The organism is Pantoea sp. AG1095, from assembly GCF_003208415.1.
Classification (GTDB): domain Bacteria; phylum Pseudomonadota; class Gammaproteobacteria; order Enterobacterales; family Enterobacteriaceae; genus Pantoea; species Pantoea leporis.
Genome location: NZ_QKMJ01000004.1, coordinates 262,496 through 275,711 on the forward strand (window position 1 = coordinate 262,496; position 13,216 = coordinate 275,711).

Here is a 13,216-nt window from a genome sequence, read left to right on the forward strand (position 1 = left end):
AACGCGGTCGCCATAAATGGCGATCGCTATTTCTGAAACTAGCCTTACTTTTTCTTATTCAGCATGGCCTTCAAATCGGCAAAAGGATTATAGGTGGCTTCACCAACATCCTTCTGCGCATCTTCACCCGCCACAACACGCGTGCCGTACTGATCCGCTTCGGTGTATTTCGAGTGCTCGTGATCGTGACAATAGAGGCACAACAACTCCCAGTTACTGCCATCTTCCGGGTTATTGGTATGGTCGTGATCGATATGGTGAACGGTTAATTCACGCAGGTTGGAATAAACAAATTCACGCGAGCAGCGGCCGCATACCCACGGATAGATTTTTAATGCTTTCTCTCGATAGCCGCTTTCCAGCCGCGAGTAATTTTTAGGGATCAGAGCCATTGCCGACGTTGCCTGTTTGAAAGAGATAAAGCGACATGTTATCTGCACATCCCGCAGCTGCCAATGATGTTTATCATTCCTGAGCATCCGTTCTAAAAAAACCGCCTACACTAGTTTGTAACTACGCGGAAATAAAAGGCCGCCCGACCCCGTTCGATGGAAATTCACTCATAAAATGATGCCCGTTAATGATTCTCCGTCGGTAAGCCGGATGCAACGTATTGCTTTGACTATGATGGTGGCATTGCTGGCCACGATTCCTCTATGGACCAACAAAATTTATTATCGGGATGATCTTTACCGGATATTAGATGGAGATAGGTCAACATGGCTAAGTAACGGGAGGCCGGGGACCTGGTTATTACAATCCCTGATCTCTTTTGGTGATACGGTCAGCGATATTTCTCCGCTTAATTTACTGCTCGGATTGCTGGCGCTAAGTATTGCTGCGGTATTTTTCACGGAAAGATTGAGAATTCCGCTTGCGGGTTTCTGGTCATTTCTCCCGCCGCTATTTGTCATTCTTAATCCCTTTCTGACGCAGGGAATGCTCTATACCTATGACAGTCTCACCATACTTCTGTCATTTGCAGGCGCCATGCTGGCAAGCATGGTTAATCGCGCAAAGCCTTTTCAGGAGATCGTTTACACGGCGCTGATATTATTGCTGATTCAGACACTCTATCAGCCAGGGCTCAATGTCTATATTGCCTGCGTAGCCTTGCTGGTCGTCTCTCGACTGGTAAATGATCAATCCAGCTGGAAGTGGCTGTGCGGGAAAATAGTGGCGCTGGGCATTGCCATCTTGGTTTATAAACTCGCGATGAATTATTTATTGCCGGTGAAGATCGACTGGTACAGCATGAAACACAGCAAGCTGTTATCACTGAATTCCGATTCTCTGCAAGTACTTATCAACACTATTAAGGCGTTCAGTGACCTTTTTCTCAGCGCCTATCCGCGCGGCATGATGGTATTTATAGGGCTGCCTATGCTGATAATGTTTTCAGGCCTTGTTTTGATGGTTCGAAACTTAAAACAGCAGCAGAAGTTGACGCTAAGTGCGGTCTTAATGCTGTTCAGTGCGGGATTGATCGTCATCATCGCCATCCCCGGGCTTTCATTGGCCTTAGCCACGCCGTTATTTGCACCGCGTATGCTGGGCGCATGCAGCATTACTTTCCTGTTCTCTTTCTATGTAGCCGTTTATTCATTACCTGCAATAAGAAACTGGCTGGCGGGATTGAGTGCGATATTGCTGTTTTATCATCTGGTGGTGATGCTGGTCACTTTTAACACTGTAGTTAACGATCAACGTTATCAAATGGAGGTGATGAATCAAATCAAAATCACGCTTTCTGCTCCCGCTGCCCAATCGATTGATTCACTCGCCTTTATTGGGCAGTTGAATGATGCTCCAGAAGTACAAACCAATATTCGTAACTTCCCCATCATCGATCATATCCGCATGAAAATGTTGGGTGAGTCTGAACCGTGGATATGGCTGGCGCTGATTAAACATGTAGGTTTGAGATTGAAAGCGGTGAAAGCAACGGATGAAATGAGAGTAATTAAACCGCGTCAGGTTCTGGCGCAGGGACCCGATTATGACGCCTTTCAGGATGGGCAAACGATGGTGATTGATTTTAGAAAATCGGGTGAGCAGATCAATAAATCTTAATTCAACGGCTCAGTCCGGTTGCGGGTCGATAATAATCCCGGACTGAGCTTTTATCTGGTGTTATTTATTCAATAGTTCTTTGCGAACAATTTCTGCACCTGCACTCAATGCATCCAGCTTGCCTCTTGCCACACCGCGTGGCAGGGGAATCATGCCGCAGTTGGTGCACGGGTAGAGTTTATCAGCATCGACAAACTGCAGGGCTTTACGCAGCGTAGCAGCAACTTCTTCTGGCGTTTCAATGGTATTGCTTGCCACGTCAATGGCACCAACCATCACTTTTTTGCCGCGAATCAGTTCCATCAACTCCATCGGCACATGTGAGTTTTGACACTCCAGTGAGATGATATCGATATTCGACTTTTGCAGTTTAGGGAATATCTCTTCATATTGACGCCATTCTGTGCCCAGCGTCTTTTTCCAGTCGGTATTCGCTTTGATGCCATAGCCGTAGCAAATATGCACTGCGGTTTCGCATTTCAGCCCTTCAATGGCTCTTTCTAAGGTTGCGATACCCCAATCATTCACTTCGTCGAAGAAGACGTTAAATGCCGGCTCATCAAATTGAATAATATCGACGCCCACCGCTTCTAACTCTTTCGCTTCTTCATTGAGAATTTTAGCGAATTCCCATGCCAGTTTTTCGCGGCTTTTATAGTGATTGTCATAAAGCGTGTCGATCATGGTCATTGGACCCGGCAGCGCCCATTTAATAGGACGATCCGTTTGCTGACGTAAAAACTTCGCATCTTCAACAAATACTGATTTTTGACGACTCACCGGACCCACAACGGTTGGCACACTAGCATCATAACGATCGCGGATTTTAACGATTTCGCGCTTCTCAAAATCTACGCCGTTGAGATGTTCAATAAAAGTGGTGACGAAGTGCTGGCGGGTTTGCTCGCCGTCACTGACGATATCAATTCCTGCCTGCTGTTGATCGTCCAGGCACAAACGCAGCGCATCTTGTTTGCCGTCGGTTAATTCCTGATCTTGCAATTTCCACGGTGACCACAACGTTTCCGGCTGAGCCAGCCACGATGGTTTCGGTAAACTACCAGCAGTGGAAGTCGGTAATAATTTTTTCATAGCAGGTGACCTTATATTTTTATCGGTAATCAAAGAACGGGAGTAAACCATTGCTCAAGAAGAGTTTGATATGGCTTGATGAAGCGCTCTTCCGTGAACTTTCCTTGTTCAATAGCCAGATGGCTACGTTCTTCTCGATCATAAACAATTCGCGTTAAAGAATAATCCTGATGGCTCAGGCTTGGCTGATAGTGTCTACCAGCTGCAGAATTCGCATTGTAAATCTCAGGGCGGTAAATCTTCTGGAACGTCTCCATGGTGCTGATGGTGCTAATCAGCTCAAGATTGGTGTAATCACTGAGTAAATCGCCATGGAAATAGAAGGCCAGAGGCGCAGCACTGTTTGCCGGCATGAAATAGCGCGCCCGCAGGCCCATTTTGCCGAAATATTCGTCAGTCAGAGAAAGTTCATCCTGTTGATATTCAATGCCCAATACCGGATGTTCATTACCGGTGCGGTAATAGGTATTTTTACTGGATACGCTCAGGCAAATAACCGGCGCTTTATTGAAATTCGCTTTGTAAGCTTCTGAGTTAACGAAATGCTTGAAGATGTTGCCATGCAGATCGCCAAAATTATCTGGCGTGCGGAATTCAGTATGGTTCTTATTGTGTTCAGACAATAAAACGCTGAAATCATAATCACGCACGTAAGAAGAGAAGTTATTTCCAACAATCCCTTCAATGCGTTCGTTGGTTTTTTTATCAACGATATTGGTCTTCAATATTTCGATCACCGGGAAGGTGCTGTTGTTGCCCTCAGCACCCAGATTCAGCTCAGCAGAAATAATCTCTAGCTCAACCGCGTAACGATCGCTTTTAGGGTTGTCCCAATGCGCCAGTGAATTGAAACGGTTATCAATCATCACTAAGGCGTTGCGCAGGTTCTCCTGACGCTTCTCACCACGCGCCAAATTGGCAAAATTGGTGGTGATGCGTGTATTGCCAGAAGGGTTGTAATTTTCGTCGAAACGAAGGCTCTTAACCGTAAAAGTAAAGGCGTTGTTCATTTTTGTCTGCTATCCCGTTTACTAATAAAAAGCCTTGCTGTCGATGAATTTCAGGATTTCCCGATGCTTTTGCAGGGTACTTTCATTCAGCAGGCTTGATATTATTTTAAGTTATTAACAATGGTACTTTTATGCCTGAGTCACTGGTTGAAAAAAAGTGATTTAATTTCATCGAACATGAAGGAATTTCATGATGAGGAGAGGAGGATGAACGGCGCTCACAGTAGCCAGCCTGTTCAACCTGGCAGAGGATCTACAATTAAAGGTATACTCTTCCACAAATTTTTAACCGGTTAAGACACGACAATGGCAAAACTCACCTTACAAGAGCAGCTGCTGAAAGCAGGTTTAGTCAGCAGCAAAAAAATGGACAAGGTCCAGAGAACCGCTAAGAAATCACGCGTTCAGGCTCGTGAGGCCAGAGAAGCGGTGGAAGAGAACAAAAGGGCCCAGCTTGAGCGTGATAAGCAGTTGAGCGAACAGCAAAAGCAAGCGGCGTTATCGAAAGAGTACAAAGCGCAGGTTAAGCAGCTGATCGAAATGAACAAAATCGATATCTCTAAAGGCAATATTGGTTTTAATTTCACCGACAATAATCTGATTAAAAAAATCGACGTTGATAAGCAAACGCAGACACAACTGATTAATGGCCGATTGGCGATTGCGCGCCTGGCCGTCGATAGCAAAGGCGAGAGCCAATACGCGATTATTCCTGCCAGCGTCGCCGATAAAATTGCGCAGCGTGATGCGAACAGCATCGTGTTGAATAGTGCATTGAGTCAGGAAGCGCAGGATGAAGACGATCCGTACGCTGATTTCAAAGTGCCTGATGATTTAATGTGGTAAGCACAATGCCGGTTGCGCTGTCAGAACGGGCAGGCACACCGGGCGTTTAGGCACTCGCCGCTGACCGGATGAACAAACTTCAACTCGCTGGCGTGTAACATCAGACGCGGGGCGTGTTCGGTCCCCGCCAGCATAAGACCACCATACAGGTCGCAACCCAAAATCGGATGGCCCAACAGCTGGCAATGGATACGCAGCTGGTGGGTGCGTCCAGTCTCTGGCGTAAGTTCCACCCGCGTTAATGGCATGAACGTCTTATTTTCCAATAGGTGATGAGTGCGCTCAATCACCCGATAGCGTGAGCGAGCTGGCTTACCATTGATTGGGCAAATTGACATCAATGGAAATAGCGTCGGATCTTTGGCAATCGGCGCGTCAATCACACCTTCGTCTTCATGCAGATGCCCGCACAACAGTGCACGATAAATCTTGGTCACGCTGCGTTGGCTGAACTGCTGGCAAAGTGCGGCATTGATCGCCTTATTGCGGGCAATCACCATTAACCCTGATGTGCCGAAATCCAGACGATGCACCAGCGTGCAGCCGGGGAAAAGCTTCACTAACCGATGATGCACAGAATCGAGATTGAGCGGATTTTTCCCCGACAGGCTGAGCAGACCAGCAGGTTTATTGATCAGCAGCAGATGATCGTCCTGGTAGAGAATCTCAATCTCTTCAAGACATTGCGGGGCAATAAAGGTATCGATAATCGTAGACATCAGGCTGCCCGGCTGGCGAAGGGATGCGGATAATAGCGAATTTTGCGGCAACTGGCGAATCCGGGCATGTGTCTATTCGCTCAGGCGAAATTTATCGTCCAGACTTAAAGCAAAGACGTGGTCTGCGCAGGCAATGTGCTTTACACTGCGCGCTGAAAAAACTGAGTAGATAACGATTAGGTAGGCGGCAATGGCGATGAACGGAACGATCACAACCTGGTTTCAGGATAAAGGTTTTGGATTTATCAAAGATGAAAATGGCGATAACCGCTATTTCCATGTGATTAAGGTCGCTAACCCTGAGCTGATCAAGAAAGACGCGGCGGTGACCTTTGAACCCACCACCAATAACAAAGGTTTGTCCGCGTATGCGGTGAAGGTCTCACCTGAGAGCAAATACATCTATATTGCCGGCGAGCGCCTGAAGCTCACCTCGATCAAATCTTATGTGGTTTACAGCGAAGACGTGCCGGTTGAAACGCGCATCGATAAAGAGAATACCGTGCTGTCGGTAGGTATTCTGATGAATAGCATCAAGCCGAAAACAGACGTTAAGCCGGATGAAACGCGCTCACTGAAAAAACTGGCGGTAACCACCTTTCAGGGAACGACTTTGATTTTCACGGCGGATGAAATTGATATTGATGCCACGGTGAAAATGCTTAAGGTGTGAAGATATTGTGATTAATTCTCAGCGGAAATCCTCACGCAGGATTTCCGCATTAATTATGCCGTTGGCCTTTCGTTCCATGCGTCGGTGAATTGAATATTTCCATCAACATATTTCCACGTGATCTTCGCGTAACGCAGCGCAACGCTTTCCATATGCCCGGTTCCTGGACAATTACGCGTGTCATGCATGATCGGCGATATCGAGATGACCTTTACGTCTTCCATTAATATGTTGAAGTACTCTTCTTCCTGACCAGCATCACTGATGCGGTACCATTTGATTTCAGCTTCTTTTAACGTCTGACCTGTTGCCACAGCCTTGTATAAATAAGGTGACGCAGAATCAATTTCTTTCTCAAACATAAATGGAGCATGTTGCCGTGTGCCTGTTAGCTTGCCGGTATTGTTGTCGGTGGGAATAGAGAGAAGATGCTGTACACCCCGTAATTCAATGCTGCCCTCACGGTGCATCACGTCTGAACCGCCTCTGATTACTGCGCCGCCATCATCTTTAATAAACATATGAACGGGTATAGCCATGTGAATCTCCTTAGTTAGTCATACAACCAGCGTCCAGCTTTAGCCGACTCCACAAACATACGTACAGTTAGTGGTTTAACGTCTTGTTGAATTGGATCCTTAGAAAAGTATTTTCGGAAAACTGTTTCTGTTTTCCAGGGATAATAAGCATCAAAATTTATAACTGTTGTATCGACATGATATTTTTTACCAAAATCCTGAATGGCATAGGGCAACTCATCCCATCCGGCGTAGCCTTGTAATGGAGTATCAAATTCGATTGGAATGGGTTTTAAACTCCATGTAGTCATGAGAGATAACTCGCCACGAAAAAAATCTAATATTTGATGTTCGTCTACCATACTCGATCTTCTTCTCTCACGATCATGTTGTAGGTTGAAACAGTCTTATAGACTATTTGAGAAAGATCATTTGCCAGTAAGACCCATCCTACAACCGGCACAGTTCGGCCAACAAAAGCCCCAAGATTGTTTGTCCACATCGGCTTGAGTAACTTAATGCTGGTATTAGTGAACGTTGGCAAAGGTCTGGGCAATTTCACATTCAGAATTTGACGCGAATATTTAGAGGCGATCGAAGTACCAGGTGTAGCATTGCCGGGCTTACCTCTTGTACCCAGAATAGGAAGACCAAGAATGATGCTGCTCACCGCAACAATGTTATTGATGCCACCTACATGCTCATCAATTTTGTCCAAAAGTATCCAAAAAAATAATTCACCAGCTGAAACATTGCTGACTCCTTTGTAAAAGTACGTCCCATTAAGCTGCTCAACCGTATCCATAATCATCCTCCCTGAATTACAGGCGGCCAGATTACAATGTGATGAACGCTATTTTTTGTTCAAAAGAGAGGAGTGGAACCACTAATAGCGGGTTAACTATTGGAGAGTTTAGGGAGATTATGGCAGCATTTGCCTGATAAAGGCAGCGTGGTCGCCATGATTGGCGACCCAGCGTTTTCGTAGGGTGCACATTTATGCGCACCGGCTAAATCAGCTTAAAAACTCTGCCAATCCGCATCATTCACCACCGCAACGCGCGAAGGTTTAACGAATGAAGCCGTACGCACCACAGCCTGCTTTTGCTGAACTTCGCCAGCCGCCGCGACATGGAATTTACCCACCAGCTGATTCAAATTCCCGGCCTGCTCCTGCAGCGATTGCGAAGCGGCAGAGGCTTCTTGCACCAGCGCGGCGTTCTGCTGCGTAACGTCGTCCATCTGATTCACCGCTTGCTGCACCTGCACGATGCCCTGACTCTGCTCGACTGCGGCAGCGGCGATTTCTTCCACCAACTGACTTACCTGATGAATGGCATCGTTCATCACGCTCATATTACGCCCTACGTCGCTGGCCTGCGCAGCACCGGCTTCGGTCAGACGATGTGACTCTTCGATCAGCGTTTTGATTTCGCGCGCGGCGGTGGTTGAACGTTGCGACAAGTTGCGCACTTCACCGGCGACTACGGCGAAGCCTTTGCCGTGTTCACCGGCACGTGCGGCTTCAACGGCGGCGTTCAGCGCCAGAATGTTGGTCTGGAAGGCGATGCCTTCAATGATCGAAACGATTTCCGTCACTTTGCGCGAGCTACCACGAATGTTATCCATGGTTGAAAGCATGGTGGTCAGTGACGTGCTGCTCTTCTCCGACAATCCGCTGGCGTTAGCGGCAAGCTGACTGGCCTGGCGCGTGTTATCGGCGGTTTGACGTACGGTTTCACTCAGCTCGGTCATGCTGGCCGCGGTCTGCTCCAGCGATGCCGCCTGTTGCTCGGTGCGTGATGAGAGATCTTCATTGCCCGCGGAAATCTGTACCGATGCGCTGCTCACTGATTGTGACGCCTGACGCACCGAAGAGAGCGCGCCTGATACGCGATCCATCAGGACGTTAAACGAGTGCGCCATGTTGCCCACTTCATCACGACGGCTCTCATCTGCTTTCAGGGTTAAATCGAGGTTCTCGCTGGCAGTCATCATCACTTTGCCCGCAGCAGACAAGCTGCGACGAATGCGCAATACGGTGAACAGCGACAGCACGCCAAAAATCAGCACGGTGGCGATAACGCCGGTGATGGTGGTCCATAACACGGAGTGGAACGTGCTGCGGTTGGTGGCGCGCAGTTCATCGCCAATGGCGATATTCAGCTGCAGCTGTTTTTGATAATCGCTAATCAGCTGGCGAATGGCGGCTCCGATACCGGTTTGTCCATCAATCAGATTGAGGCTGATATCATTTTGATGCGCACGCGAGGCGGTGATAAATGGCGCCAGTGCGGCGGTGACGTGCTGAATATTGGCATAAGCGACTTCGGTTAAGCGCTTATCTTCATCGCTGGAGATATCGTGCGCCATGTAGTAATCGGTCTGCGCCTTCAAATCCGCCAGCTGTTTCTGGATCTCGTCCTCAATAGCCGGCATTTTGCTGTCGTCGGTCTGGCTTTTGTGTTTGTAGAGCGTTAACGCCAACTGGTTACTGCCATCAATCAGTTTCCCCAGATCTTTGATCGAGGGAATCGCATTGGCCTGTACATATTCAAAGCGATCCTGAAAACCAGAGAGTAAGGAAATGGCGAGTATCGCTTGCAGGATGATGGCGCCAAACAGTATGGAAAAGGTGGCAAACAGACGTTGAGAGATGTTCATTTTATTATCCTTAATCTTAAAGCGTCCCGGCAAAAGCCGCGTAGGGAAGAGGGCAGATTAATAACCATCGGCAGATTGAGGAATTTAGTTAATTTTTTTATTCAGGGTTTAAGTCTTAAACTGGTTATCACGCTAATTTTTAAAATTTTTGCCGGATACCAGTGCTGTATTGCGTCGGATAAGTAAAGGACTACAAAACTCCGCGCTCCCTCCGATATTGCCTTACAGACCCGCTCTCTATCATTTCGGAAATCGTGAAAGTTTCTGAACTTAGAGAGAGTAAAATCCCATGAATAAAATATTCCGTGTGATTTGGCATGCTGCAACGCAGCGTTATGTGGTGGCCTCTGAGCTGGCTAAGGGCAAGGTTAAATCCCATTCCTCTTCGGTGTTAACGCCGTCCGCAAGCAAAGCCATGGCGTTAACAGGTGTGGCGCTGGCGATTACAGTGGCTCTGCATGCTACTACGGCAATCGCTGCCAGAACCATCATTGCTAATGGCAATCCGGTCATTGTAAATAATCAGGATATTATAGGTGCGGGAACCGGCGAATATGTGCGCGGCGTAAGCGCCACAAATAATGGGACAGTTGATTTCACCACCGGCACCATCACCACTTCAAATACCTATGGGCACGGTGCATTCGCAGATACTGGCGCTGGGGTGACCTTAAAAGATATCGATATCAAAACCTCTGCAGCCACGTCGCATGGACTCTATGCGCGCGGTGCCGGTTCAATCACTGGCGATAACATCAAAATCAACACTACAGGCTCAGGTTCATACGGGATTCAAACCAGCGATGGTAATGTCACGCTGACCAACAGCACCATTAAAACCAGCGGGACAAATTCATTCGGTGCCTTTGCGGCCGCGGGCGCAGGCCATCTTTCTATCAGTAACAGCAGCATCAGTACCACGGGTAACAATGCTCATGCGGTCAATGCCACCGGCGGCGAGATTACTGTTAACAACAGCACCATTAGTTCCGCAGGTCATTTGACCAATGCCGTCAGAGCGACGGGTGCAGCGGGTATTGTCAACATCAATGGCAGCACATTAAACACCACCGGCTCGTCATCCGAGGCAGCTTATGCCTTAAATGGAGGCACGGTGAATCTCACCAACACCAACATTAATACCGACCAAATCAACTCCTATGCGCTGCGTGCCAGCGGCAATGGCGCATCGGTCAACTTCGATGGCGGAACCATTACCACGTCCGGCGCAACTGATTCCGTTCAGGCTTTGTATGCAGGCAGTGAAGTTAACATTCGTAATGCCACTATCAATACCGGTGTGAAAGCGCTGGCTGCAACCTATGGCAAAGTGACCGCTGAAAACACCATTATCAATAATGATGGTGCACATTCGCCCGATACGATGGTCACCAATGATTTGACAACCTTGGGTGCTGCTGTCGCATCGCGTTACGCCGGCGGATTAATCAGCCTGAAAGACGTTCAGGTCAACAGTACGCGTGGCAATTTGCTCGGAGCGCGCGTCAGTGACGGCGCCAGCATTAAGTTAGACAACGTTGAGTTTAATCACGCATCCAACGGCGCAGGTTTGGTCGTATTGAAAAACGGTACACTGACGGGCGACCGTGTCAGCGTTAACATCGCGGGTCAGGATGGCGCAGCCATGTCTTCGGGTATCTGGATGGGGATGCGTGATGGCGACAACAGCGTCGATTTAACCAATTCACAGATCACGCTCACCGGTGCGAACAGTGCGGGTATGCTGTTCCAGTCTGATGCGGTCAGCAATAACTCCGTGTCGCTGAGCAACAGCGCGGTTACTGCGAGTGAAGGTAGTGCAATGGTGATTTCCAGCACCGCCGATACCAAAGTCACCACCTCCGGTACCGCATTAACCGGCGTGACGCTGTTATCCGCAGGCATTGGCAATAGCGGCACGGTTAGCAATGTGACATTGACCGGTGATAACGGCTCAGTATTTAACGGTGATGTCATCATCGATCGCGCCAACACCGCGACTAACATCATCAACCTCGATAACAACTCCGTCTGGAGTGGTGCGACCAGCTCACTGGAAAATCTGAACCTGGCGAATGGCAGCCAGTGGAATGTTACGTCGAGCTCTGCGGTGGATAATCTGACGCTGAATAACGCCACGCTGAATATGACCGCGGCCGGCACCGGCTTTAGCAAGGTGACCTTGAGCAGCCTGAACAGCACCAACGGTACTATCGACTTCAAAACCCATCTGATGGATGACCACTCAGAGACCGATCACCTGCACATCACCGGTGATTACGCCGGTAACAGCAACGTGGTGGTGCAGAACGCCGGCGGCACCGGCGCGCAAACCATCGATGGTATCGAGCTGATTCGCGTCGATGGCAACGTAAACGGTACGTTCACCCAGCAGGGCCGTATTGTGGCCGGTGCTTACGATTATCATCTGGTGCAGGATGCCAATAAATGGGTACTGGAGAGCAACAGCAACAACGTGGCACCGGGCAATCCAGGCAGCAATCCGGTTAATCCTGGCGATCCTGACAACGGCTCCGGCACGCCAGGCGATGATACCGGCACGCCGGGCAGTGGCTCAGGTAATGCGGGCGATGTGGGCAAGCCGGTTAAAGGCTTCCCGATTACGCGTCCGGAAGCGGGCAGTTATGCGGCTAACCTCGCTGCGGCGAATACCTTATTTACCACCTCGCTGGATGATCGTCTGGGTGAGACTCACTACATTGGCGCAGACGGTAAGAAACACGCCACCAGCTTGTGGTTGCGTAACGCAGGTGGACACACGCGCTTCAGCGATAGTTCCGGCCAGCTGAAATCCACCGGTAACCGTTATGTGATGCAGTTAGGCGGCGATATCGCCCAGTGGAGCAGTAATGGTGCGGACCGCTTCCATCTGGGTGTCATGGGCGGCTACGCTAATGCGCAAAGTAACACACACTCCAACGTGACGGGTTACACCGCAAAAGGTCAGGTGCACGGTTACAGCACGGGCGTTTACGCGACCTGGTTGCAGGACAACGCTGACAAGACCGGTGCCTATGTTGACAGCTGGATGCTCTACAACTGGTTTGATAACAGCGTGAAAGGTGATGGCATCGCGGAAGAGAGCTACAAATCGAAAGGCATCACCACGTCAGTGGAAGCCGGTTACAGCTTCAAAGTCGCGGAGATGAGCGAGCGTTCCAGCGTCTATCTGCAGCCGAAGGCGCATGCGACCTGGATGGGCGTGAAAGTGAAGGATCATCAAGAGCAAAACGGCACGCGCGTGGTGGGTCAAGGCGACAACAACCTGCAAACGCGTCTGGGTGTTCGCGCTTACATCAAAGGCCACAATGCCATTGATGATGGTAAAAACCGCACCTTCGAGCCGTTTATCGAAGCCAACTGGGTGCACAACACCGAAACCTTTGGCAGCAGCATGAATGGCATCAGCGTGCAGCAAGCCGGGGCGCGTAACCTCGGTGAAGTGAAGCTGGGCGTCGATGCGAAACTGAATAAAACCGTTAATCTGTGGGGCAATATGGGTCAGCAGATGGGAGATAAGGGTTACAGCGATACCAGCGCGATGGTGGGCGTGAAAGTTAATTTCTGATAACACAAATTGCGTGAAGAATCGCGCCGCTA

General features: G+C 49.0%; 12 protein-coding genes. 4 read left to right on the plus strand and 8 right to left on the minus strand.

Going from position 1 to position 13,216, the window contains the following annotated elements; all coding sequences use genetic code 11:
- Positions 1–44 precede the first annotated feature (44 nt).
- Positions 45–392, minus strand: coding sequence for an HNH nuclease YajD (yajD, locus tag DEU53_RS11640; RefSeq protein WP_101761311.1), 348 nt, complete (start codon positions 390–392; stop codon positions 45–47).
- 211 nt (positions 393–603) lie between these two features.
- Between yajD and DEU53_RS11645 the strand changes: the two genes are divergently transcribed.
- Positions 604–2,073 (plus strand): glucosyltransferase domain-containing protein, encoded by a 1,470-nt coding sequence (locus DEU53_RS11645; RefSeq protein ID WP_110867168.1) that lies wholly within the window; start codon positions 604–606, stop codon positions 2,071–2,073.
- A gap of 60 nt (positions 2,074–2,133) precedes the next feature.
- On the opposite strand, the gene DEU53_RS11650 is transcribed toward DEU53_RS11645, so the two are convergent.
- Positions 2,134–3,165 carry a methionine synthase gene (locus DEU53_RS11650; RefSeq protein ID WP_101761313.1) on the minus strand — a complete coding sequence of 344 codons (1,032 nt, stop codon included), beginning with the start codon at positions 3,163–3,165 and terminating at the stop codon, positions 2,134–2,136.
- Positions 3,166–3,194: 29 nt separating this feature from the next.
- Entirely contained in the window at positions 3,195–4,175 is a 981-nt protein-coding gene (locus DEU53_RS11655; protein ID WP_110867169.1) for a DUF1852 domain-containing protein, read from the minus strand.
- 306 nt (positions 4,176–4,481) lie between these two features.
- On the opposite strand from DEU53_RS11655, the gene DEU53_RS11660 reads away from it, so the two are divergent.
- Entirely contained in the window at positions 4,482–5,021 is a 540-nt protein-coding gene (locus tag DEU53_RS11660) for a DUF2058 domain-containing protein (RefSeq protein WP_110867170.1), read from the plus strand.
- 20 nt (positions 5,022–5,041) lie between these two features.
- Here DEU53_RS11660 and DEU53_RS11665 read toward each other — a convergent pair whose 3' ends face one another.
- A complete protein-coding gene (locus DEU53_RS11665) occupies positions 5,042–5,740 on the minus strand; it encodes an RluA family pseudouridine synthase (RefSeq protein ID WP_110867171.1) in 699 nt (232 codons plus the stop codon).
- A 190-nt stretch (positions 5,741–5,930) separates the two neighbouring features.
- Here DEU53_RS11665 and DEU53_RS11670 point away from each other — a divergent pair, with 190 nt between their 5' ends.
- The gene (locus DEU53_RS11670; protein ID WP_101761317.1) at positions 5,931–6,413 is read left to right on the plus strand and encodes a cold-shock protein; all 483 of its coding nucleotides are present in this window, start codon (positions 5,931–5,933) and stop codon (positions 6,411–6,413) included.
- A 53-nt stretch (positions 6,414–6,466) separates the two neighbouring features.
- On the opposite strand, the gene DEU53_RS11675 is transcribed toward DEU53_RS11670, so the two are convergent.
- The 4 genes from DEU53_RS11675 to DEU53_RS11690 form a co-directional block, all read right to left on the minus strand.
- Positions 6,467–6,952, minus strand: a complete 486-nt coding sequence (locus DEU53_RS11675; protein WP_101761318.1) for a type VI secretion system tube protein TssD — start codon at positions 6,950–6,952, stop codon at positions 6,467–6,469.
- A 14-nt stretch (positions 6,953–6,966) separates the two neighbouring features.
- Entirely contained in the window at positions 6,967–7,293 is a 327-nt protein-coding gene (locus tag DEU53_RS11680) for a DUF1493 family protein (RefSeq protein WP_101761319.1), read from the minus strand.
- Positions 7,287–7,736, minus strand: a complete 450-nt coding sequence (locus DEU53_RS11685; RefSeq protein WP_101761320.1) for an STM2901 family protein — start codon at positions 7,734–7,736, stop codon at positions 7,287–7,289. Before DEU53_RS11685 ends, DEU53_RS11680 begins: the two co-directional genes overlap by 7 nt.
- Positions 7,737–7,951: 215 nt before the next feature.
- Positions 7,952–9,595, minus strand: a complete 1,644-nt coding sequence (locus DEU53_RS11690; RefSeq protein WP_110867172.1) for a methyl-accepting chemotaxis protein — start codon at positions 9,593–9,595, stop codon at positions 7,952–7,954.
- 289 nt (positions 9,596–9,884) lie between these two features.
- Here DEU53_RS11690 and DEU53_RS11695 point away from each other — a divergent pair, with 289 nt between their 5' ends.
- Positions 9,885–13,184 (plus strand): autotransporter outer membrane beta-barrel domain-containing protein, encoded by a 3,300-nt coding sequence (locus DEU53_RS11695; protein ID WP_110867243.1) that lies wholly within the window; start codon positions 9,885–9,887, stop codon positions 13,182–13,184.
- Positions 13,185–13,216: the final 32 nt, after the last annotated feature.